The organism is Marinobacter sp. CA1, assembly GCF_020546665.1.
Lineage (GTDB): Bacteria > Pseudomonadota > Gammaproteobacteria > Pseudomonadales > Oleiphilaceae > Marinobacter > Marinobacter xestospongiae.
The window spans coordinates 2,315,522-2,337,384 of sequence record NZ_CP071785.1 but is presented as its reverse complement, the minus strand read 5'-3'; the positions used below and the strand labels follow the sequence as shown (position 1 = coordinate 2,337,384).

Annotated in this window: 19 protein-coding genes; 9 read left to right on the top strand and 10 right to left on the bottom strand. The window is 59.9% G+C overall.

What is annotated here, in order from left to right; genetic code table 11:
• Window positions 1–3 precede the first annotated feature (3 nt).
• Both J2887_RS10735 and J2887_RS10730 read left to right on the top strand, forming a co-directional pair.
• Window positions 4–1,818 (top strand): DUF1631 family protein, encoded by a 1,815-nt coding sequence (locus tag J2887_RS10735; RefSeq protein ID WP_227175997.1) that lies wholly within the window; start codon window positions 4–6, stop codon window positions 1,816–1,818.
• Between the two features lie 73 nt (window positions 1,819–1,891).
• The gene (locus J2887_RS10730; RefSeq protein WP_227175996.1) at window positions 1,892–2,278 is read left to right on the top strand and encodes a PilZ domain-containing protein; all 387 of its coding nucleotides are present in this window, start codon (window positions 1,892–1,894) and stop codon (window positions 2,276–2,278) included.
• A gap of 47 nt (window positions 2,279–2,325) precedes the next feature.
• Here the strand turns inward: J2887_RS10730 and J2887_RS10725 are convergent, their stop codons facing one another.
• The 7 genes from J2887_RS10725 to gloB all read right to left on the bottom strand — a co-directional run bounded on the left by J2887_RS10725 (window position 2,326) and on the right by gloB (window position 11,716).
• Entirely contained in the window at window positions 2,326–3,111 is a 786-nt protein-coding gene (locus tag J2887_RS10725) for an enoyl-ACP reductase FabI (RefSeq protein WP_227175995.1), read from the bottom strand.
• A gap of 64 nt (window positions 3,112–3,175) precedes the next feature.
• Window positions 3,176–4,816 carry an ABC transporter ATP-binding protein gene (locus J2887_RS10720; RefSeq protein WP_227175994.1) on the bottom strand — a complete coding sequence of 547 codons (1,641 nt, stop codon included), beginning with the start codon at window positions 4,814–4,816 and terminating at the stop codon, window positions 3,176–3,178.
• A 1-nt stretch (window position 4,817) separates the two neighbouring features.
• Window positions 4,818–5,837 carry an ABC transporter permease gene (locus J2887_RS10715; protein ID WP_228752873.1) on the bottom strand — a complete coding sequence of 340 codons (1,020 nt, stop codon included), beginning with the start codon at window positions 5,835–5,837 and terminating at the stop codon, window positions 4,818–4,820.
• Between the two features lie 13 nt (window positions 5,838–5,850).
• Complete coding sequence (locus tag J2887_RS10710) at window positions 5,851–6,930, bottom strand: microcin C ABC transporter permease YejB (protein ID WP_227175992.1); 1,080 nt, start codon at window positions 6,928–6,930, stop codon at window positions 5,851–5,853.
• A 56-nt stretch (window positions 6,931–6,986) separates the two neighbouring features.
• Complete coding sequence (locus tag J2887_RS10705; protein ID WP_227176097.1) at window positions 6,987–8,696, bottom strand: extracellular solute-binding protein; 1,710 nt, start codon at window positions 8,694–8,696, stop codon at window positions 6,987–6,989.
• A 255-nt stretch (window positions 8,697–8,951) separates the two neighbouring features.
• A complete protein-coding gene (locus tag J2887_RS10700; protein WP_227175991.1) occupies window positions 8,952–10,685 on the bottom strand; it encodes a lytic transglycosylase in 1,734 nt (577 codons plus the stop codon).
• A gap of 236 nt (window positions 10,686–10,921) precedes the next feature.
• Window positions 10,922–11,716: a hydroxyacylglutathione hydrolase gene (gene gloB, locus J2887_RS10695; protein WP_227175990.1), complete on the bottom strand. Its 795-nt coding sequence runs from the start codon at window positions 11,714–11,716 to the stop codon at window positions 10,922–10,924.
• A gap of 105 nt (window positions 11,717–11,821) precedes the next feature.
• Here gloB and J2887_RS10690 point away from each other — a divergent pair, with 105 nt between their 5' ends.
• The 5 genes from J2887_RS10690 (at window position 11,822) to J2887_RS10670 (ending at window position 16,441) form a co-directional block, all read left to right on the top strand.
• Complete coding sequence (locus tag J2887_RS10690; RefSeq protein ID WP_227175989.1) at window positions 11,822–12,613, top strand: class I SAM-dependent methyltransferase; 792 nt, start codon at window positions 11,822–11,824, stop codon at window positions 12,611–12,613.
• On the top strand, window positions 12,603–13,046 hold the full coding sequence (gene rnhA / locus J2887_RS10685; RefSeq protein WP_227175988.1) for a ribonuclease HI: 444 nt from the start codon (window positions 12,603–12,605) through the stop codon (window positions 13,044–13,046). The genes J2887_RS10690 and rnhA overlap by 11 nt, the downstream gene beginning before the upstream one ends.
• Before the next feature lie 46 nt (window positions 13,047–13,092).
• Window positions 13,093–13,797 (top strand): DNA polymerase III subunit epsilon, encoded by a 705-nt coding sequence (dnaQ, locus tag J2887_RS10680; protein WP_227175987.1) that lies wholly within the window; start codon window positions 13,093–13,095, stop codon window positions 13,795–13,797.
• Between the two features lie 286 nt (window positions 13,798–14,083).
• Window positions 14,084–15,790 carry a chemotaxis protein gene (locus J2887_RS10675; protein WP_227175986.1) on the top strand — a complete coding sequence of 569 codons (1,707 nt, stop codon included), beginning with the start codon at window positions 14,084–14,086 and terminating at the stop codon, window positions 15,788–15,790.
• Between the two features lie 3 nt (window positions 15,791–15,793).
• The gene (locus J2887_RS10670) at window positions 15,794–16,441 is read left to right on the top strand and encodes a multidrug transporter (protein WP_227175985.1); all 648 of its coding nucleotides are present in this window, start codon (window positions 15,794–15,796) and stop codon (window positions 16,439–16,441) included.
• Window positions 16,442–16,543: 102 nt separating this feature from the next.
• Here J2887_RS10670 and J2887_RS10665 read toward each other — a convergent pair whose 3' ends face one another.
• A complete protein-coding gene (locus J2887_RS10665; RefSeq protein WP_227175984.1) occupies window positions 16,544–16,858 on the bottom strand; it encodes an SCP2 sterol-binding domain-containing protein in 315 nt (104 codons plus the stop codon).
• 283 nt (window positions 16,859–17,141) lie between these two features.
• Between J2887_RS10665 and sohB the strand changes: the two genes are divergently transcribed.
• On the top strand, window positions 17,142–18,224 hold the full coding sequence (gene sohB, locus J2887_RS10660) for a protease SohB (protein ID WP_227175983.1): 1,083 nt from the start codon (window positions 17,142–17,144) through the stop codon (window positions 18,222–18,224).
• Window positions 18,225–18,248: 24 nt separating this feature from the next.
• Complete coding sequence (locus tag J2887_RS10655) at window positions 18,249–19,247, top strand: YhdH/YhfP family quinone oxidoreductase (protein ID WP_227175982.1); 999 nt, start codon at window positions 18,249–18,251, stop codon at window positions 19,245–19,247.
• A 129-nt stretch (window positions 19,248–19,376) separates the two neighbouring features.
• Here J2887_RS10655 and J2887_RS10650 read toward each other — a convergent pair whose 3' ends face one another.
• Both J2887_RS10650 and J2887_RS10645 read right to left on the bottom strand, forming a co-directional pair.
• A complete protein-coding gene (locus J2887_RS10650; protein WP_227175981.1) occupies window positions 19,377–19,880 on the bottom strand; it encodes a DUF934 domain-containing protein in 504 nt (167 codons plus the stop codon).
• Window positions 19,873–21,525 (bottom strand): nitrite/sulfite reductase, encoded by a 1,653-nt coding sequence (locus J2887_RS10645; RefSeq protein ID WP_227175980.1) that lies wholly within the window; start codon window positions 21,523–21,525, stop codon window positions 19,873–19,875. The genes J2887_RS10650 and J2887_RS10645 overlap by 8 nt, the downstream gene beginning before the upstream one ends.
• Window positions 21,526–21,863 lie beyond the last annotated feature (338 nt).

The window sequence follows — 21,863 nt, the reverse complement described above, 5'->3', positions numbered from 1 at the left end:
TGAATGTCGCAACAAACCAAGCCATCCGCCAACCCGGGTTCATCGGCACCAAGCCAATCTATTGCCGAGTTACTGGCCGGCATCCGCATTCCGGATCTGCCGTACCCCGTTGGCCAGGTGGAGCCGGGACAGGCCAAAGACTGGCGGCCACTGCTGCAGTCCTGCTGGTCGGAACAGCGTGATGAGTCGGTTACCAGCCTGCTGAAGTCTCTCGAGCTGACTTGGACCGTGCGCCAGGTGAACTCGGCGTTTCTGGCGGATCGGGTTATGGATGCATTCCTGGCCACTTCCGGCCTGCACCCGGTGCTGGCCGCCAAGGTGGCACGGCTGCGCTTCTTTCTGGCCTGGCGCCTGGATCAGGACTGTGACGCCGCCTTTGCCGACAGCCTGCGGGACTGGCTCGACAGTCTGGTGGAATGGCGCGGCTGGAGCGATTCCGGGGGGCGCTCGGCACGAGCACTGCTCGACCAGCTGGAGCAGATGGTAGTGTCGGTCTCGGCCTGCTTTGAATACAGTCAGATGGCGCCGTTTGAGGACTTTGCCAGCCAGTGGGACGTTGACAGCCAGAAGCGACAGGAGCAGATCACCAAGCTGCGTCAGCGCCTGCTGGTCACCGAGCAGGGCGCGGCCCGTCAGCGCCGGGCGGACCAGACGTCGAGAGCCGTCATTGGTCGCGCCCTCCAGGGTCGACAACTGCCGCCGCCGATCTCGGAGTTTATCCGCGAGCACTGGTGCCCCCTGATGCGCCAGGTTGTCTGGCGCAATGGCATCGAGGGCGATGACTGGAAACACGCCAGCAAGTTGCTGGAGTGGCTGGTCTGGATCGGTGATCCGACACTGTCTGAACGTTCCCTCGATCGTCTGTACCAGGTGGGAGAACAGATTGGCGACCGCATACTGGCGGTCTGGCAACGCGTTCAGGAGAGGCCTCTCCCCCAACATGCCCTTGCAGGGGTAGAAGCCGTTATCGTCAGTCGCCTGCGGGGTGAAACGCCAGCCCTGGCGCCAGCTCTGGACGAGCGTTTCGAGTTTGATCTCAGTTGGCTGGGGTTCCAGCCTCCCCAGGAAGACCAACTGACACAGGTAATCCAGCAGTGGTTCGTTGAGGGAGAGGGAGCCTCGGAGCAGCGCCGTTACTTCTTTGCTCTGCTTGAGGACACCTGCGAGGTGCTGTGGACCAATGGCGCCGGCGTCAAGCTGGGTCTGATGCCCTGGCGGGATTTCACGGCGGCAAGGCAGGCGGGCAGGCTGCGCCCGTTACCGCCACTGAACCGATTCCAGGACGTTGCCGGTAAAACGGTAACGCAGTTGCTCGGCGTGTTCCACCAGCAACGACAGCAGCGGGAGAAAGCCGCCTGCGAAGCCAGAGAACGGGCGGAAATGCTGCGCCGCAAGGTGGAGGCTGCCGAAGCCAGGAAGCGGGAGGAGTTGGCGGCCCGGGAGGCCGAGCGGGCCCGTGCCGAGGCTGAAGAGGCCGCCAAACGACAGGCCGAAGAAGAGGCAGAGCGTGAGCGGGTGGAGCGTGAGCTGACCGCCGCGGCGCAGCACGCCATCGACAATCTTAAGCTCGGTGGCTGGATAGCAATCGAACCCACACCGGATCATCCGGAGGCGGTGCGATTGAAACTGGCGGTCCGGCTCAACGCCACCCGAAAACTGGTGTTTGTTGACCGTCTTGGACTCAACCGGACGGAGTATCCTGAAGACGACCTGGTCGCTGATATCGTGGCGGGCCGGATTCGGGTACTGAGCAGTTCGGCGGAGTTCGATGACACACTATCCCGGGTGGTGGGACGCATCCGGGTAGGTCGAAACTGAACGCTCGCAGGTCTGGCCAATCCCCAAGGGAAGGAGAAACGCCAGTCCAGGTCGAGCAGAGCGGTGAAACGCAATGACAAAGTCTTCGTCCGGTGCCCGCAGCGCATCGGAGCAGCGTTCCGAATACCGGTTGACCGGTCGGGCCCGGGTCAGGCTGGAGTTGGAGGCGGCGGATGACATTGCCGGCTATCCGGCGAAGTATCTGGAGAGCTGGTCCACAGACCTGTCGACCAACGGTGCCCGTTTGACCACCGATCAGTCAGTGCCCATCGACGCCCTGCTGCCAGTCTCCATCCGGCTTCAGGAAGGGCAGACGGCGCATAATCTGACGGCGGAAGTCATCTGGAGCAACCCACTGGAGGATGGCCGCTGGACGGTCGGGCTGAGATTTCTGGAATCCGAGGACGCCGACTACCTGTGCTGGATCGAGGCGATGGCAGTGGCGATGGTTGAGGACTGACGTGACCGGCAGGATCATAAACAGCGCCGGCCACGCCGTCAGGACGCTCAGTCTTCCAGAGTGCCCATGGCAGTCACGTTGAAACCGCCGTCCACGTGCAGAATTTCGCCGGTGATGCCACTGGCCAGGTCAGAGCACATAAAGGCGGCGGCATTACCCACCTCCTCCTGAGTGACATTACGCTGCAGAGGCGCCCGCTTGGCGTTCTCGGCCAGCATGCGACGGAAGCTCTTGATACCCGAAGCCGCGAGGGTCTTGATCGGACCTGCGGAAATCCCGTTTACCCGCACGCCATCCGGTCCCAGGCTCGACGCCATGAAGCGCACGTTGGCTTCCAGTGATGCCTTCGCCAGCCCCATTACGTTGTAGTTGGGCAGAACTCTCTCGGCGCCAAGGTAGCTCAGGGTCAGCATGGAGCTGTTGTCGCTCAGCATGTTGCGTGCGCCTTTCGCCAGCGCCACGAAGCTGTAGGAGCTGATGTCATGGGCGATGCGGAAACCATCACGGGTGGTAACATCAACATAGTTGCCATCCAGCTCATGAGCCGGTGCAAAGCCAACGGAGTGCACGATGATGTCTACCTTGTCCCAGTGCTCGCCCAGGGCCTTGAAGACATTCTCAATTTCTTCGTCGTTGCCGACATCGCAGGGGAACGTCAGTGAGCTGCCCCAGCCCTCGGCAAAACCTTCAACCCGGGATTTGAGTTTTTCGTTCTGATAGGTGAACGCCAGTTCCGCCCCTTGCTGGTGGAATGCTTCGGCGATACCGGCCGCAATGGAATGTTTGCTGGCCACTCCGACAATCAGTGCCTTCTTGCCGCTGAGTAGTCCCATTGGTGATCTCCCTGTGTTTCAGTGTGGGGGCATTATCCCTGATGGCTGACCTACCGGGTAACGCTCAATTGGTCGTAGTCAATTCGGTCGCGCGATCGTGGTCGTCCCGGCCTGGATTGCGGTAAAAAAACGCCGCGCTGAGCAGTTCCCGGGTGTAGTGCGATTCCGGTTGGGCAAAGATCCGCTCCGCCTCACCGTACTCGACGACCTCACCTCGTCGCAGCACCATCAGTTTGTGGCTCAGGGCCCGGACCACCGCCAGATCATGGCTGATGAACAGATAGCTTAACCCATATCGGGCCTGCAGCGCCCGCAGCAGGTCAATGATCTGCCGTTGAACCGTGCGGTCCAGTGCCGACGTGGGCTCGTCAAGAACGATCAGTTTTGGCTGCAGCACCAGTGCCCGGGCGATGGCAATACGCTGGCGCTGGCCGCCGGAGAACTCATGGGGGTAGCGGTGTCGGGCCTCCGGGTCCAGGCCGACTTCCCGCAGCACCTGAATGACTTTCTGTTCCTGATCTTCCTTGGTGGTGTCCGGTTCATGAATCTCCAGACCCTCCCGGATGATTTCGGACACCGACATCCGTGGGCTCAGGCTGCCGAAGGGATCCTGGAACACAATCTGCAGGTGGCGCCGCACCGGCCGGAACTGCTTCTGGTTCAGATCCGAGAGGTCATTGCCGTCAAGTACGATCTGGCCCTTGCAATCCAGTAGCTTGAGCAGGGCATGGCCAATGGTGGTCTTGCCGCTGCCGCTTTCGCCCACCAGTCCCAGGGTTTCGCCGGCGTTGATCGAAAAGTTGATGGCCTTGGCGGCCTCGAACCAGCTCTTGGGGCGGCCAAACCAGGACTTGGCCGTAGTGAAACGTACCGCCAGATCCTCAACCGTCAGCAAAGGCTGTGCAGGGCCGGCCGCCGGAGGCGGAGCGCCCTGGGGCTCGGAGTCCAGCAGTTTGCGGGTATAGGGGTGGTTTGGGGACTCAAACAGAGTCTGTGTTTCGCCCTGTTCCACCAGTTGCCCCTGTTCCATCACCGCAACGTAATCGGCGTAGCGACGGACGATGGTGAGATCGTGGGTAATCAACAGCACCGACATGCCCAGCTTCTGCTGCAGTTGCCCCAGCAGTTCGAGCACCTGTTTCTGGACGGTCACATCCAGCGCGGTTGTGGGCTCATCTGCAATCAGCAGGTCCGGCTCGTTAGCCAGGGCCATGGCAATCATCACCCGCTGCTTCTGGCCTCCGGAAAGCTGGTGCGGGTAGCTGGCAAGACGCTGTTCCGGTTCCGGGATACCCACCATCTCAAGCAGTTCGAGGCAGCGGCGGCGGGCCTTGTCAGCCCGTAGGCCCCGGTGCTGGGCCAGGGTCTCAGTAATCTGTTTCTCTACCGTGTGCAGCGGATTCAGCGATGTCATCGGCTCCTGGAAGATCATGCTGATCCGACGCCCGCGAACCTGCCGCAGGCGGGACTCCGGTAGCGTCAGCAGATCTTCGCCATCGAACCGGATGCAGCCGGAAGGGTAGTCCACATGGCGGGCATCCAGCAGTCGCAGTACCGACAGTGCGGTAATGGACTTGCCCGATCCGCTCTCACCGACCAGCGCCAGGGTCTGGGATCTGGCGACGTTCAGCGAGACACCTTTGACCACCTCTTTGCCCTGGTCGAAACGGATGGTGAGGTTGTCGATTTCCAGCAACAATCCCATGTCAGGCTTTCCTTGGATCAAAGGCATCACGCACCGCTTCGCCGACGAACACCAGCAGCGTCAGCATCAGCGACAGACTGACAAACGCGGAGATGCCCAGCCAGGGCGCGTGCAGGTTGGATTTGCCCTGGGCAATCAGTTCACCAAGGGAGGGTGATCCGGAGGGCAGGCCGAAGCCGAGAAAGTCCAGCGAGGTCAGCCCGGTGATCGCGCCCGTCAGAATGAAAGGCAGGAACGTGAGGGTGGCAACCATGGCATTGGGCAGAATATGGCGGAACATGATCATCCGATTACCCAGTCCCAGGGCGCGGGCGGCACGGACATACTCGAAGTTACGCGCCCGCAGGAACTCGGCGCGCACCACATCAACCAGGCCCATCCAGCTGAACAGCAGCATGATGCCCAGCAGCCACCAGAAATTGGGCTGCACGATGCTGGAAAGGATAATCAGCAGATACAGCGCCGGCAGTCCGGACCAGATTTCGATAAAGCGCTGCCCCAGCAGATCCACCTTACCGCCATAGAAGCCCTGAATGGCTCCCACGACAACGCCAACAAGACAGCTGAGCAGGGTCAGAATCAGCCCGAACAACACGGAAATCCGGAACCCGTAGATCACCCGGGCAGCAACATCCCGGCCCTGGTCATCGGTGCCAAGCCAGTTTTCCGCTGAGGGCGGCGCCGGTGAGGGTACGTCCAGGTTGTAGTTGATGGTGTCATAGCTGAAACGGATCGGTGGCCACAGAATCCAGCCGTTGGCCTCAATCTCATCCCGAATAAAGGGGTCCCGATAGTCCGCCTCGGTCGGCAGGAAGCCGCCAAAGGTCTCCTCCGGCACGGTCTCCACAACCGGGAAGTAGTGTTCGCCCTGGTAGGACACCATCAGTGGCCGGTCATTGGCGACCAGCTCTGCCCCCAGTGATAGCAGGAACAGGATGAGAAACAGCCAGAGCGACCAGTACCCGCGGCGATTGGCCTTGAAGTTCTGCAGGCGACGCTGCTGGATAGGAGTCAGTTGGATGCCGGTCATAGTGCTAGCCCTCCCGACTTTCGAAATCGATGCGGGGGTCCACCAGCACGTAGGTGACGTCACTCACCAGCTTCAGCACCAACCCCATCAGGGTAAAGATGTAGAGGGTGCCGAACACCACCGGATAGTCCCGGTTCAGCGCCGCCTCGAAGCCCAACAATCCCAGACCATCGAGTGAGAAGATCACCTCGATCAACAGCGAGCCGGTAAAGAACAGGGCGACCAGTACCCCCGGCAGGCTGGCGATGACGATGAGCATGGCATTGCGGAATACATGACCATAGAGCACCTGCCGCTCCTCCAGCCCCTTGGCTCTTGCGGTCACCACATACTGCTTGCCAATCTCATCCAGAAACGAGTTTTTGGTTAACAGGGTGAGGGTGGCAAAGCCGCCGATAACGTTGGCGGTGACCGGCAGCGCCAGGTGCCAGAAATAGTCGGCAACCTGCTGGTACCAGGGCATCTGGTCCCAGTTCGGCGAGGTCAGGCCGCGCAGAGGGAAGATATCGAAGTAGGTTCCGCCGGCAAACAGCACGATCAGCAGGAAGGCAAACAGAAAGCCGGGGATGGCATAGCCCACCACAATGACCGAACTGGTCCAGACATCAAAACGGCTGCCATCGGTGACCGCCTTGCGAACCCCGAGGGGAATCGAGATCAGATAGATTATCAGCGTTGACCACAGCCCCAGGGAAATCGACACCGGCAGTTTCTCCAGCACCAGTTCCACCACGGTACGATCACGATAGAACGACTCGCCGAAGTCGAAGGTGGCGTAATCGGTCAACATCTTGAGAAAGCGCTCGTGTGGGGGCTTGTCAAAACCGTAGAGCACTTCCAGTTCGTTCAGCAGTTCCTCGGGGATACCGCGAGCCCCGCGACTGTCCGAGGAGCTATCTACCACTTCGGCACCACCGCCACCGGTGGCCCGATCGAGGGTGCCGCCGCCATGGCCTTCCATGTTGGCGATGAACTGTTCAATCGGGCCGCCTGGGGCGGCCTGCACCACTATGAAGTTGAGCAACATGATCCCCACCAGGGTAGGGATCATCAGCGCCAGGCGCCGCAGGATGTAAGCGCCCATGGGCTAGCCTCCGCGCCTGGTGGAATGGATTTGCAGACAACGCAACATCGGCGGGCTCACTCTGCGTCCGGGTCGATCCACCAGGTATCGAGGTCGAAACCGTCCTTGGGCAGGGCTTCCGGGCGTTCCAGTTTCGACCAGTAGGCAACCCGGTCCATGGTCATGTGCCATTGCGGAATCACATAGTGACCATGGAGCAGTACCCGATCCAGCGCGCGGGTGCGGTAGACCAACTCCTGGCGATCCGGAGCCTGGATAATCTGCTCCACCAGTTCGTCCACCACCGGGTCACTGACACCGGCGTAATTCCGGGAGCCGACGACATCAACATTGTAAGAACCCCAGAATTCCCGTTGCTCGTTACCCGGAGAATCGGACTGGGCGATCACCAGACTGACCACGTCAAAGTCGAAGCGCCGGACCCGTTGTACATACTGGGTGGTATCCACCAGGCGGACCTCGGCATCAATACCCAGCTTGGCCAGGTTGGCCTTGAATGGCAGCGCAATGCGCTCAAAGGTCTTGCTACGCAGAAGGAACTCGAAGGTCAGTGGTTCACCGGTGGCGACATGGACCATCTTGCGGTTCCGGATCTCGAAACCGGCTTCCTTGAAAAGCTCAACGGCTTTCCGAAGATTGGCTCGTAAGCCATTGGGGCCATTGGTTGTTGGCGGATGGTACTCGGACTCGAACACCGCATCCGGCAACTGATCCCGGTACCGCTCCAGGATCTCCAGTTCACGCCCGTCGGGCAGGCCGCTGGAGGCCAGCTCGCTGTTCTCGAAATAGCTGTCGGTGCGGGTGTACTGACCGTAAAACAGGTTGGTGTTGGCCCACTCGAAATCAAACGCCATTGCCAGGGCGCGCCGGACTCTCGGGTCGGCGAACTGGGGGCGGCGGCTGTTGATGACGAACGCCTGCATGCCCATCGGCTTATGGTGCTCCAGTTCCTCCACCACGATCCGTCCCTGCTCGAAGGGAGTACCGGTATAGGCCGTCGCCCAGGACTTGGCGGAAGACTCGCGCCGGAAATCGTAGTCGCCGGATTTGAAGGCCTCCAGTGCCACGGTTTCATCGGTGTAGTAGTCGTAATGGATGCGATCGAAGTTGAACTTGCCACGACGAACGCCCAGATCCGCCGCCCAGTAATCGTCTACTCGGGTGAAGGTAATGGAGCGGCCAGCATCAAAGTCACCAATGCGGTAGGGGCCGCTGCCGACAGGGGCGGTAAGGCCATTGTCGCCAAAGGTACGGTCCTGCCAGTAATGCTTGGGCAGAACGGGCAGTTGCCCCAGTATCAACGGCAGCTCCCGATTCTCAGTTTCCTTGAAATCAAACCGTACCCGATGCGGGCCTTCCACGGTCACCGCCCTGACGTCGCCATAGTAGTTGCGGAATAGCGGGTGTCCCTCGGTGGTCAGCAGCTCAAAGGAAAATTTGACGTCTTCGGCGGTGATCGGTTCACCGTCCTGAAAACGGGCCTGCTCGCGGAGGTTGAACACCACGTAGCTGCGATCCTCGGGGGTTTCCAGCGACTCGGCGATGAGCCCGTAGGCGCTGAAAGGTTCATCCGATGACTTCACCAACAAGGTGTCGTAGACATAGGCACCCACGCCAACCGCCGACACCGTCCCAATCACGTACGGGTTGAACGAATCGTAGCCATTGGCCACCACGCCCAGTCGCAGGGTGCCGCCCTTGGGGGCGTCCGGATTGACGTAGTCGAAATGCTCGAACCCGGCGGCATAGGCCGGTTCACCATGCATGGCAATGCCATGGGTAGGGGTAACCGGGGTCTCGGTAGCGCCGAAAGAAAGTGAGGGAATGGCGAAAGAGGCTGCCACAATCAGGTTGCAAACGAGCCGGCGAGAAAAGGGGGGTGTCCGTGTCGGAATAGTGGGAGTTGTTCGGGATGTACGCAATGAGGTCTGCCTGTGTGTTCCCATGTGCCTCTCATGCTTTTCTGATTATTGTGTGGTTGCCGGCACCGGGAGCTCCGCTCACCAATGCCGGCTTCCTGATTAGTTGCTGTTACGAATATCTACGTAGAGTACCAGACTTTGTCCCGGTTGCAGATATCGGGACGTATTGAGGTTGTTCCAGCTTGCGATGTCACTCACGTTTACCGAGAAGCGGCTGGCAATGGTCGACAGCGAATCGCCCCGGCGAACCCGATAGCCCACCTTGCGTACCATAGCCTGGTTACGGCTGTTGCTGGCCAGGGTGGGAGACGGCGTGGCCGACTGGGACCAGATCACCAGCTGCTTGCCAGGCATTAGCGGATCGCCCGGCGCCATGCCGTTCCAGGATGCAACCTGCCGCACACTCACACCATGTTCCCGGGCGATATCCCAGAAGGTGTCGCCACGCTGGACCCGGTAGTCCACGCGGGTGCCGCTACCACTGCGACCACCACGGGCCTGGGTTGCGGCCAGTCGTTGCTGCTGACTGAGGGCGTAAGCGTCGTCACCCCGGGAGGCGGTGGGAATCAACAGGCGCTGGCCCACCCGGATCAGGTTGCCCCGAAGATTGTTGACATCCCGCAGCACATCCACGGTGGTGCCGAATTTGCGGGCAATGACGATCAGGCTGTCACCGCCAACCACCTGGTAGTTCTGCCAGGATACCCGTTGCTCCGGCGGCAGGGCATCGAGGCCGGCGCGGAACTGCTCAACGTTGGCAACCGGCACCAGCAGCCGGTGAGGACCTGCCGGGGTGGTCGCCCAACGGTTATAGGAAGGGTTCAGCAGATAGATCTCGTCCATGGAGACGCCGGCGAGATTGGCGGCCTGGGCGAGATCGAGCTGGGACCCGGTCTCGACTACTTCGAAGTAGGGTTTATCTTCCAGGGCTGGCAGCTCAATGCCATAGGCTTCCGGGTCCTGGTAGATTTTCGCCAGGGCGATCAGCTTCGGCACGTAGTGGCGGGTTTCCCGGGGCAGGTCCAGCGACCAGTAGTCGGTGGGCTTACCCCGCCGATCGTTACGGCGGATGGCGCTGGACACCGTACCGCCACCGCTGTTATAGGCGGCCAGGGCGAGGGTGTAATCGCCGTCAAAACGCTCGGCGAGTCGGTCCAGGTAGGTGAGGGCGGCGTCGGTCGCGGCCACAATGTCGCGGCGTTCATCGTGCCACCAGCTACGGGTCAGGCCAAAGTACTTGCCGGTGGACGGGATGAACTGCCACAACCCGGAGGCCCGGCCATGGGAATAGGCAAACGGATCAAACGCGCTTTCCACCACCGGCAGCAGGGCCAGTTCGGTGGGCAGTCCGCGTTCTTCAACTTCGGAGAGAATGTAATGCAGGTAGCGGCTGCCACGCTCAGACACCCGCTGAATGTATTGGGGGTGCTTGCGGTACCACGCCAGCTGTTGTTGCACGCGGGTGTTGCTGACCTCCAGATCCAGCGCGAAGCCGGCCCGCAGGCGCTGCCACAGGTCCACCGTGGTGTTGGCTTCGTCCACCTGATCGGGAATGGCATCCAGGGATTCCCGGGCCTTGCTCGCCGCTGCCTTGAGCTCCGGGTCGATGGAGTCGTCCAGCTCTGCGTTGGCGGCGCTGCCGTCTCCCGATTCGATGGCCTTGACCAGTTCGTCGTCTCCAGCCGCCACCTGGAGGTTCTCGGATTCCAGCACTTCATTGCCGGAGGCGTCGGACTCTGAGCTCCAGAATGCCAGTCCGGACGATTGCATATTGGCGCAGCCAGAGGTGAGAGCGCTGACAAGCAGCAGGGCGGGGAGGCGTTTCGAGGTCATAGGGCGGTGATCCGGAAGCTGGCACCGAGAGCCAACTTCCCCTGATAAGTGGGTTGAATTCCATGCAAAATTGCACGAATTCTATGGCAAGGACACGGTTGGGGCAAGGCGCCCGGGGTTACGCCAGTGACAGATTCTGTAACCGGGGACGTATGATGTAACCGGCAGATCAGAGGCCGGCAACCGGTTCCCGCTCCCATACGGGTTTATCGATGTGCCGACCAATCGTCATCAGACTAGAAATGGTCCTTGCCATGGCGAACTGCGGCAAACACCTCGTCCGCGCTGCCAGCCGCCAAACCATGGGCTTCGGCATAGATTCTGGCTGCTTCCTCGACATCAGGATCATCCCAGCGCAGGAATGGATTGAGCTGGCGCTCATTCTCCAGAATCACCGGAACCGTGGGCTCGTTCCGGGACCGCTGCTGCTGACATTGGCTTTCAAAGTGTTGCAGGGCCTCATCATCCGGTAACAGATGACGCGCATAGCGCACATTGGCGAGCGTGTACTCGTGGGCGCAGTAAACAGCGGTGTCACCAGGTAAAGCGCGGAGCTTGGCCAGCGACGCCCGCATCTGAGCCGGTGATCCCTCAAACAGCCGGCCGCACCCGCACACGAACAGAGTGTCTCCACAGAACAGCACCGGGTGCCCGGACACTGGGGTCTTGGTGTAGTAAGCCAGATGATCAAGGGTATGGCCGGGTACGGCAATCACTTCAAACGCGATGCCCTGCCATTCCACCACGTCACCGCCGGCAACACGCTCAGTGCCACCCTGGTAGGGCGAACGTTCCGGCGCCACGATTCTGGCGGGACGGCAGTTTGCCTCCAGCGTCGCCACGCCACCCACATGATCGGGGTGATGGTGGGTAATAAGGATGGTGTCGAGGGTCAGGTCATTGTCCGCAAGGTAGGTTTCCACCGGGGACGCCTGCCCGGGGTCAACGACCAGCGCCTTGCGGGTGTCGGTGTCATAGAGACACCAGATGTAGTTGTCGTTAAAAGCCGGAATGGCCGCAATGGAACGCATACAATCTCACATGTGACCGTAGGGGTGTCATTGCTATGATAGAGCAATCACAGCGGGTGCCCAACCACCCGCCAACCACCGCCTCCGGTAGACCAGGTGACGCCCATGAAACTGGAACAGCCAGAATATGCCGAACGCTGCCGTCGCTTTGAGCGCTGGTTCCAGACACCATTGGGACGCGCCCTGATCGCTGACCAGCGACGCTGTGTCGATCAGGTGCTGGCCGATATCCTGCCCGGCGCCCGACAGCTCCAGGTCGGCGTCAGCCACCGTCTGCCGCTGGCCAGCGGAACCGACTTTGCGCACAAGATCACTACCACGCCAGAGTGGAGTGCCGACCTGCCTGAAGGCGTGGCGGTGTGCAGCAGTCATGAACTGCCGTTTCCGGGGGACTCGATGGATCTGGTGTTGCTCCATCACAGCGCTGACTTTTCCGCCTATCCCCATCAGGTAGTGCGGGAAGCGTCGAGGGTGCTGCGCGGTGGCGGGCTGTTACTGCACATAGGCTTCAATCCAATCAGCCTATGGGGGCTACGCAAAGCGCTCAGCCGCAGTCGAAGCGGCCCCTGGGGCGGACGTTTCCTGTTCCGGTCGCGGATGGAAGACTGGCTCAGTCTGTTGGATTTCAAGGTCGAGAAATCCGCAAGTTACTTTATGGGGTTACCCTTCCAGAATTCCCGGTTGATGGAACGGTTGTCCCTGTTGGAACGGATCGGCGGCCATGGATTCCTGCCAGTTGGTGCCTATTACTGTATCCTTGCCACCAAACGGGTGGACGCGCCGATCCGGACCCGGCGCCGCTGGCGCCAGAGCAACGTTATTACACTGCCCGGGACCGGCGCCATTGGCGCATCCAGAGGGTGTATTCGCGAGAACGGTAGGTTCAATGACAGCTAACGTAATTATCTATACCGACGGAGCCTGCAAGGGCAATCCCGGCCCTGGCGGTTGGGGGGTTGTGCTCCGATACGGCGACGCCATGAAAACCCTCCATGGCGGCGAACGCAACACCACCAATAACCGCATGGAGCTGATGGCTGCCATCAAGGGCCTGAAGGCCCTTAACCGCTCCTGTGAGGTGGCGCTCTACACCGACTCCCAGTATGTCCGCAAGGGCATCACCGAGTGGATGAAGGGCTGGAAAAAGAACGGCTGGAAAACCGCCGCCCGCAAGCCAGTCAAGAATGACGATCTCTGGAAAGCCCTTGACGAAGAGGTTGGTCGTCATCAGGTCGAATGGCACTGGGTCAAGGGTCACGCTGGCATTCCTGACAACGAGCTGGCTGATGAACTGGCCAATCGTGGCGTGGACGAACTGCTCAACGCCTGATTCTCTATAGACGACTTAACCGAACAGTAACTGCCCGGAGCATTCCATGCGACAGATCGTCCTGGATACTGAAACCACAGGCATCGATCCCAACGCCGGCCATCGGATCATCGAGATCGGCTGTGTCGAGATGATTGAGCGTAAGCTCACCGGCCGACACTACCATGTCTATATAAACCCGGAACGGGAAGTGGACGCCGAAGCAATCAGCGTCCATGGTATTACCAACGAATTCCTTGCCGATAAACCGAAGTTCGCCGAGGTTGCCGATGAGTTCTTTGAATTCATCAAGGGCGCGGAGCTGGTCATTCATAACGCGGCGTTCGACATCGGCTTCATGGATGCCGAATTTGCACGCCTGAAACCGGTCCGCAAGACCGCCGATCACTGCGGTGTTCTTGACACCCTGGCGGTGGCCCGGGAAAAGCATCCGGGGCAGAAGAACAACCTGGATGCCCTGTGTAAGCGGTACGGCGTCGACAACAGCAACCGCGAACTTCACGGCGCACTTCTGGATGCTGAGATCCTCGCCGACGTCTTCCTGCTGCTGACTGGTGGCCAGACCGCGCTGGTACTGGATGACGAAGAAGAGGGCGGCGGCGAAGCCGGTGGCATTCGGCGGCTATCCGCCTCCAGGCCACAGCTGGCGGTGCCACGGGCCAGTGATGAGGAGCTGGAAGCCCACGATGAGCTTCTGGAGGTGATTGCCAAGGCGGCTGGTGAAACCCTGTGGAGCAAGCTGTCGCACTAACGGCCCCGGATCGACTCCCATCCGAACTGTCGCGCTAGCAGACAGTAAAAGTTATGCCGGCGCCGCATTGTGAGAACTGCATTCAGGTGTACTTATTGTTACATTTGGTGTTTCTTGAGGGACTTGAGTTTTGTGTTATAAGTAATGGTTAGTACGCCAGTTTTACAGGCTGGCCGCACTTTCCGAAATGCCGCCGGTGATTGGCAAGGAACTCGCAAATCAATCTTCCGCCCGGTTCGATAAGAAGAGGACGCGGAATTCTCCGCAGTTGCTACAGGAAGCGTTTATGGTCCAATCGTCTCTTGCGACGAAATCTCAGTCGTTTGACCTGGTCAAAAGTGAAATCGAACAGACGATCAGACAGGCTGAGGCCAGTCTCGAGCGCTTCCAGGAAAACCGGGAGAGCGGTGAAGATCTCCAGAACTGCGTCGATTTCATCAACCAGTTGCGCGGCATTTTCGTGCTGGTGGAGCTGCGGGGAGGCACCCTGCTGTGCCAGGAAGCGGTTACCCTGGCCAATGACGTGCCGGTTGGCGCCAATGACGACAAGAACGTACTGCTGACAACCCTCAACAGTGCACTGTTCATCCTGCGTCGCTACGTGGAGTACTACCATCGCCAGCGGGAGGACCACCCGGAACTGCTGCTGCCGGTGATCAATGACCTGCGGGAGGCCCGCAAGGAAAAGCCCTATCCCGAGTCCTGCTTCTTTGAAGCGGACGTCAAACACCGCCCGGATTTCTGCCAGAAGCTCGCCGCTGCGCCTTTTGAAGGCCAGGAGAGCGACTACGAAATCATGGCCCGGCGCATGCGGTTGACGTTCCAGGTTGCCCTGCTGGGCATCCTCAAAGGACGCAACGAGGTGGTGAGCAAAAAGCTCATTGGCCGGTCCGCACGCGGGTTTGTTCGTCTGTGCGGTGATGCGCCCATGGGGCAGATGTGGTGCCTGGTGGCAACCGTGGCCGACACCATGCTGGATCGCGCAATGGGCTTCACCAAGGCCCGCAAGCGTTTGATCATGCGCATCGAGCGCTACACCCGTGAAATTGTTTATGTCGGTAAGGTGGCAACCGGCAAGGATGCGCCGGATTCGCTGATCAAGGAGCTGGTTTATCTGCTTTACCGCAGCGGCTCAGCCAACCCCGAGGTCACAGACATCCTCGCTGCATTCCACCTGGCGCCCGCGGAGTTTTCCGACGCCATGCTGGAATCCCACGGCAAGCGCCTCTACGGACCAGGCACCGACGTACTGAAGTCATTGTCCGAGGCATTGCAGGAAGAGCTCAATCAGCTCAAGGACAAGCTTGATATTATCGAGCGCGGCATTGAACCGGATCTGGCGGAACTGGCCAGCATCGCGGGCTCTCTGGAGCAGCTGGCAAATACCCTGTTGATGCTCGATCTCAAACAGCTGGCCGAAGCCGCGAAAGTCGAAGCCGGTAAATTGCGGCACTGGGAAAGCGAATCACGACTGCCAGCCGAGGAGGAGCTTTACGGCCTGGCGGATTCGGTTCTGGCCATCGAGAGCGCTATTGCCCAGATGGTGAGCCATGGCATCACCTCGGAAACCGACGGTCTGGCGGAGAATCAATCCACCAGTGAGGAGTCACTGTATCTTCGCGAGGCGCTGTTCGTTGTGGGGGATGAGGCGCGAAGTGCGTTGACGCTGGCCAAACGGGCCATCACCGCATTCGTGGAATCGGATTACGACAAGCTCCACCTGGCCAACCTGCCAGCGACCTTGCACAGCATCTGGGGTGGTTTGCAGATGGTGGAGGATACCGCCGCCGCCAACGTTCTCGACCGGGTTGCGGAGTCCATTCAGCGTCGACTGCTCGATGAGAAGGAAGCGCCGTCCCATCAGGTGCTCGAGGCTCTGGCGGACGCACTGACGTCACTGGAGTACTACATCGAAAGCGTTGGTACCCGGGAAGACCGTAACCTCGACCTGCTTAATCTGGCCGAATCGTCTCTGGACGACGTAGGGTTGTAATTCATGTCTTACCAGTCCGCCATGGCAGTACTGGCCGGAATCGGCGCCATTCTGCTCATCGCCGGGCTGGCCTTCTGCCTGCGCCCCCGCTGGTTTTTTGCCTGGCTTAAAGGCACCCTCGCACTGGCCCTGCTGGCCAGTGGCGGGTACGCCGTGGTGGTTGCCGCCGGTCTTACCCAGTATCAGTCCCTCACCGGTATGCGCACCGTTGCCACGGTGGGGGTTGCGCGTCTGGGGCCACAGCTCTGGCAGGTAACCCTGGAAACCGAAGCCGGCAAGCAGGGTCGCTACACACTCCATGGAGACCAATGGCAGGTGGACGCCCGCATCATTCACTTTGGTGGGCCGCTGACATGGATGAAGGTAGAGCCGGGGTACCGTCTGGAGCGCCTCAGCGGCCGCTACGTGTCATTGGAGCAGGAGCGACAGGCGACCCGCAGTGTCGTCGCGCTGAATGAGGCCGCATGGCCGGACCTGTGGGCGCTGGACCGGCAGTTCAATCTGCCGTTTGTTGACGGGGTGTACGGCAACGCCACATTCATGCCCATGGCCGATGGCGCGCTGTTTGATATCAGACTCTCAGCGACAGGGCTTGCTGCTACGCCGGCCAATACAGCGGCGCGGGAGGCGGTGCAGGTCTGGATTCACTAGCGGAAAGTCGTCAGACATTGGCAGGTCATCAGACATTGGCAGAAAGCAATCAGGCACAAAAAAACCTGCCGCTGGGGCAGGTTTTTCACGAAACTGTCGGGCTTAGCCCATGGTGAACAGTTCACCCAGTTTGGTCGCAAGCATCATGTCGCCTTCAGCACGCAGCTGACCAGCCATGAACGCCTGCATGCCGTCAGTTTCGCCGGAAACGATGCCCTGAAGGGTTTCGGAGTTCATGATCAGGGTAACAGACGGGTCGTCGTGAGCACCTTCAGCCAGGTTGCAGGTGCCGTCATTGATTACTAGGTGGTAGGTTTTGTCGTCTTCGATATCGAACTGGAACACCAGATCCAGACCGGCCGCTGCGTCAGCATTAAAGTTCTGTTCCAGCTTTTCAAATACCTGAGCTACAGACATTGGATTACCCTTATTTTCTGTATGGCTTGCGCTTGTTAGTCGTGTTGCCGGAGCCTTGGAAAGGCCGGTCTTGTTGGACCCGTCAGTGGCTGACCCGGCAATGCCATTCGACTTTATGGTGACCATTGGGCTCTGTCAAGCTCGATCGAACGCTTGTTTTAATTTTCTTCGATGTCCTACGCAATCTGGCGTTTTTGGCCGGAAATCGCAGGGTTGTCCCTGAGTCCGGCTCAGTTACAATCGTTGCTCATGCCCACATACCTTACAGAGCTGGAGAAACGCTTTGGAATTTCTTTCGGATTATGGACTGTTCCTGGCTAAGGCCGTCACCCTGGTGATTGCAGTCGTGGTGGTGGTCTCCGTCATTGTCTCGGCCGCCCACCGCAACCAGGGCGGACAGGAAGGAGACGGGGAGTTACGGACCCGCAAACTCAATGACCATTACCGCAAGCTGAAGGAGGCGCTCCAGGCCAAGCTGATGGACGACCAGGAGCGCAAGGTTTGGCAGAAGCAGCAGAAGAAACAACGCAAGGCCGAAGACAAGGCCCGCAAACAGGCCTTAAAAGCCTCTGCCGACAACTCAGAGAGCGACTCTGACGCGTCCGCCAAAGCTCGCGTGTTTGTGCTGGATTTTGATGGTGATATCAAGGCCAGCGATACCGACAACCTGCGCAAGGCCGTCACCGGTGTTCTCAGCGTGGCGGAACCGGGCCGAGACGAAGTGGTGGTCCGGCTAGAAAGCGGTGGCGGGCTGGTGCACGCCTACGGCCTGGCCTCGGCCCAGCTTGATCGAATTCGGGACAAGGGCATTGCGCTGACCGCCTGCGTCGACAAGGTGGCTGCCAGTGGCGGGTATATGATGGCCTGCGTGGCTGACCGCATCGTAGCCTCGCCCTTTGCGGTTATTGGCTCAATTGGCGTTGTTGCCCAGTTGCCCAACTTCCATCGATTTTTGCAGAAGAACGATGTCGACTTTGAAGTGCTCACCGCCGGCGAGCACAAGCGCACCCTGACGATTTTCGGTGAGAACACTGACAAGGGCCGGCAGAAGTTTCTGGCCGATCTGGAAGATACCCACGGTCTGTTCAAGGAGTACGTCAGCCAGCGTCGCCCGGACCTGGATATCGGCGCGGTCGCCAATGGCGATATCTGGTTCGGCAAACGGGCGTTGGACGTTCATCTGATTGACGAGATCCGCACCTCGGACGAGTATCTGATCGAAGCCTGTGATCGCGCGGACGTCATTACCGTCAGCTTCCACCACAAACGCTCGGTTGCCGAGAAACTGGGGTTGGCAGCCAGCGGCGCCATTGAGCACGGCTTCTGGCGCCTGATCAGCGCCTTTCGTAACCAGAAAATTCAATAACAACGCCGAGAACGGAGAGACAGCATGACCGAAAGTCTGGAGTACCAAGCCTGGGTTGTCCGGGAGCAGGACAACGGTTTCGCCGGCCAGGAAGAAACCTGCAATACCGCAGACCTGCCGGACCATGAGGTTCTGGTTCGGGTGAGCCACTCGTCACTCAACTACAAGGACGCGCTGTCTGCCTCCGGCAACAAGGGGGTTACCCGATCTTATCCCCACACCCCCGGTATCGATGCGGCGGGAGACGTGGTGGCTTCGTCCAGCGAAGCTATTCAGCCCGGCCAGAAAGTGATCGTGACCGGTTACGATCTGGGCATGAACACCGCGGGTGGATTTGGCGAGTACATTCGGGTCCCTGCTGGCTGGTGCGTTCCAATGCCCGCAGACTGGACGGCGGAGACCGCGATGATCTATGGCACCGCGGGCCTGACGGCCGGTCTTTGTGTCAGCAAGCTGCTGATGGCAGGCGCTGATCCCGGCGACGGTACGGTTGCAGTGTCCGGAGCCAGCGGTGCTGTTGGCTCCGTTGCGGTGGAAATTCTGGCCTCGCTGGGCTTTGAGGTTGTGGCAATCAGCGGCAAGGCGAGTCAGGCCGGTACCCTGAAGGCCCTGGGTGCCAAAGACGTCCAGGGGAGGGAGGTTCTTGGTCCCGAGAAGAAACCGCTGCTGAAACCCGTGTTCGCCCACGGCATTGACACCGTCGGCGGCAGTCCGCTAGCGGAGCTGCTGAAGCAAATCCGGCCCGGCGGGTCGGTGGCATGCTGTGGCCTGGTTGCCGGCCCCCAACTGGAAACCACCGTGCTGCCTTTTATCCTGCGTGGCGTGAACCTGCTGGGCGTGGATTCGGTGGAGATTCCGCTGGCCGACAAACAGCAGGTCTGGCAAAAACTGGCGGGCTCCTGGGCCTGCCCGACGACCGAAGGGCAGGTGCGTCGTATCGGGCGCGGGGAGTTGGATTCGGCACTGGCCGCGTTCCTGCGGGGTGAGTCCGCCGGCAAGATCGTACTCGATCACTCGCTGTGAGGCGTTGAACCGACGCGGTTTCAATGCCCAGTTCTGGCAACTCGCATCCCATAAAAAAGAGGCAACCGCTTGGCGGCTGCCTCTTTTTTTGATCGATCACCCCGCTGTGCAGGGTAATACCAAATCCCGTCAGGATGCCCGACGGCGGAACAGCGGTGTATCGTTGTCCGTTGCGGCCTGGTAGTTCTGGCTGAAGAAGTTCAGGCAACGGGCCGCCTTGGCCGGGTCCTTGTCCTCCCGGAGTGCGAAGCTGTCAAAGCCGCAGCGCTTCATGAACTGCAGCTGGTCCAGCAGCACATCACCAATCGCCCGTAGTTCGTTGCGGAAGCCGTAACGCTCCCGTAGTAGGCGGGCAATGCTGTAGCCACGTCCGTCGGCGAACTTGGGAAAGTTCACGGCAATCAGCGGCAGCTCATTGACCAGTCCATCCAGGGTTTCCGGTTCGTCGTGGCCTTCGAACCACACGCCGATGTCACTGCGATCGGCGAAGTGCTCACGGCCGGCGAGCCAGAGGTCGACTGGCACCAGGGCAGGGCCTTCAGGCACCACCAGCGATTCACCATCAGCCGGGCGGGCAACCACCTGCCATTCGTCGTTATGGACGCTGCCATCGAGTTTGATGATGTTAGGCATAAACACGCTCCTTGAAGGGATCGATCCCAATCCGGCGGTAAGTATCGATAAAGGCTTCTTCGTCGTTGCGGTTCTGGACATACACATCAATGATCTTCTCGATCACGTCCGGCATGGCTTCCCGAGCAAACGAAGGTCCAAGGATCTTGCCAATGGCGGCGTCGTGATGGGACGAACCGCCCAGGCTGATCTGGTAGAACTCCTCACCTTTTTTGTCGACCCCCAGCACACCGATGTTGCCAACGTGGTGGTGGCCACAGGCGTTCATGCAGCCCGAGATGTTCAGGTCGATGTCGCCCAGGTCGTACAGGAAATCTAGATTGTCGAAACGACGCTGGATTGACTCGGCCACCGGAATGGACTTGGCATTGGCGAGTGCGCAGTAGTCACCGCCCGGGCAGCAGATGATGTCTGTCAGGGTATTGAGGTTGGCGGTGGCAAAGCCCATCGGGGTGATGGCCTGCCACAGCTCGAACAGCTCGTCCTGACGCACGTCTGCAAGTACCACGTTCTGCTGGTGAGTGACCCGGACTTCGCCGAAGCTGAAGCGGTCCGCCAGATCAGCCAGATGATCCAGCTGCTGGTCACTGATATCGCCCGGCGGGGTGCCGGTGTTCTTCATGGTCAGGGTCACCAGCGCATAACCGGAATGCTTATGGGTTTCGACGTTGTGGGAAATCCAGTTGTCGAATCCCTTGTGCTCGAACCGCAGTTTCGCCAGCGCGTCGCTCTGATCCGGTACAGTCTGATACTCCGGCTCAGTGAAGTAGACTTTCACCCGCTCAACCGCGTCCGGCGTCAGCCGGGTCGGGGAATCCTTGAGATGGGCCCATTCCGCTTCCACTTTCTCAGCAAATACGGCCGGACTCAGCGCCTTCACCAGGATCTTGATCCGGGCTTTGTACTTGTTGTCGCGACGGCCATAGCGGTTGTAGACCCGCAGCACCGCTTCGAGGTACGTCAGCAAATCCAACTCGGGCAGGAACTCACGAATCACCGGCCCGACCATGGGTGTCCGCCCCAGGCCACCGCCGACATGCACGCGGAAACCAAGCTCGCCCTGATCGTTGCGGACCAGTTGCAGACCAATGTCGTGCACCTGAATCGCCGCGCGATCGGTGTGTTCGGAAGCGTTGACCGCTACCTTGAACTTCCGTGGCAGGAACGCGAACTCCGGGTGGAACGTTGACCACTGGCGGATGATTTCGCAGTAGGGGCGCGGATCGGCCACTTCGTCGGCCTGAACGCCGGCAAACTGGTCGGTGGTGGTGTTCCGGATGCAGTTGCCGCTGGTCTGGTTGGCGTGCATTTCCACCTCAGCCAGTTCGGCCAGGATGTCAGGCACGTCTTCCAGCGCGGGCCAGTTCAACTGGACGTTCTGGCGCGTGGTGAAATGGGCGTAGCCCTTGTCGTAGTCCCGGGTAACGCGGGCCAGGCGACGCAACTGGTCGGAACGCAGCATGCCGTAAGGAACACAGAGCCGAAGCATCGGCGCAAAGCGCTGGACGTAGAGGCCGTTCTGCAATCGCAGCGGCAGGAACTCGTCTTCACTCAGCTCACCGGCCAGAGCGCGGTCAGTTTGATCACGGAACTGGGCGACCCTTTCGGCGAGGATCTGCCGGTCGTGTTCGTCATAAACATACATAGCGGAACTTCCTGCTAATCAGTGCGGGGTGGTTGTGCGCAGAGGAGAATATCACCCTGTCTTTATTGTTAAAATGATTATTTCTAAATATGGTTATCGATTTAGGAGATATAAATAGCCGCTCATTGGTGCGCTGGCAGACTGGACGTCCGGCCGTTCTCGACCTAGCTTCTTAAAGAGTCTCTGAAGCATCCGCAGACTATCCATCAACGCTGTTCGCAGCTTTTTCCTTCAGTGCAATCGACCATCACTGCGGGCAGCAAGACAGGCAGCACAACAACAAAGCGCCACTACAAAGCACATCACAAGGAACCGCGAGATGAAGAAGAACGAGCTTT

Bases quoted from the DNA above. Each gene is read 5' to 3' on its own strand.
- J2887_RS10730 (WP_227175996.1), top strand. From the start codon at position 1,892: ATGACAAAGTCTTCGTCCGGTGCCCGCAGCGCATCGGAGCAGCGTTCC.
- J2887_RS10645 (WP_227175980.1), bottom strand. From the start codon at position 21,525: ATGTATGTTTATGACGAACACGACCGGCAGATCCTCGCCGAAAGGGTC.
- J2887_RS10655 (WP_227175982.1), top strand. From the start codon at position 18,249: ATGACCGAAAGTCTGGAGTACCAAGCCTGGGTTGTCCGGGAGCAGGAC.
- J2887_RS10670 (WP_227175985.1), top strand. From the start codon at position 15,794: ATGTCTTACCAGTCCGCCATGGCAGTACTGGCCGGAATCGGCGCCATT.
- J2887_RS10720 (WP_227175994.1), bottom strand. From the start codon at position 4,816: ATGGGATTGTTGCTGGAAATCGACAACCTCACCATCCGTTTCGACCAG.
- J2887_RS10650 (WP_227175981.1), bottom strand. From the start codon at position 19,880: ATGCCTAACATCATCAAACTCGATGGCAGCGTCCATAACGACGAATGG.
- J2887_RS10735 (WP_227175997.1), top strand. From the start codon at position 4: ATGTCGCAACAAACCAAGCCATCCGCCAACCCGGGTTCATCGGCACCA.
- J2887_RS10675 (WP_227175986.1), top strand. From the start codon at position 14,084: ATGGTCCAATCGTCTCTTGCGACGAAATCTCAGTCGTTTGACCTGGTC.
- J2887_RS10725 (WP_227175995.1), bottom strand. From the start codon at position 3,111: ATGGGACTACTCAGCGGCAAGAAGGCACTGATTGTCGGAGTGGCCAGC.
- gloB (WP_227175990.1), bottom strand. From the start codon at position 11,716: ATGCGTTCCATTGCGGCCATTCCGGCTTTTAACGACAACTACATCTGG.
- J2887_RS10705 (WP_227176097.1), bottom strand. From the start codon at position 8,696: ATGCATGGTGAACCGGCCTATGCCGCCGGGTTCGAGCATTTCGACTAC.
- J2887_RS10690 (WP_227175989.1), top strand. From the start codon at position 11,822: ATGAAACTGGAACAGCCAGAATATGCCGAACGCTGCCGTCGCTTTGAG.
- J2887_RS10665 (WP_227175984.1), bottom strand. From the start codon at position 16,858: ATGTCTGTAGCTCAGGTATTTGAAAAGCTGGAACAGAACTTTAATGCT.
- dnaQ (WP_227175987.1), top strand. From the start codon at position 13,093: ATGCGACAGATCGTCCTGGATACTGAAACCACAGGCATCGATCCCAAC.
- J2887_RS10710 (WP_227175992.1), bottom strand. From the start codon at position 6,930: ATGGGCGCTTACATCCTGCGGCGCCTGGCGCTGATGATCCCTACCCTG.
- rnhA (WP_227175988.1), top strand. From the start codon at position 12,603: ATGACAGCTAACGTAATTATCTATACCGACGGAGCCTGCAAGGGCAAT.
- J2887_RS10700 (WP_227175991.1), bottom strand. From the start codon at position 10,685: ATGACCTCGAAACGCCTCCCCGCCCTGCTGCTTGTCAGCGCTCTCACC.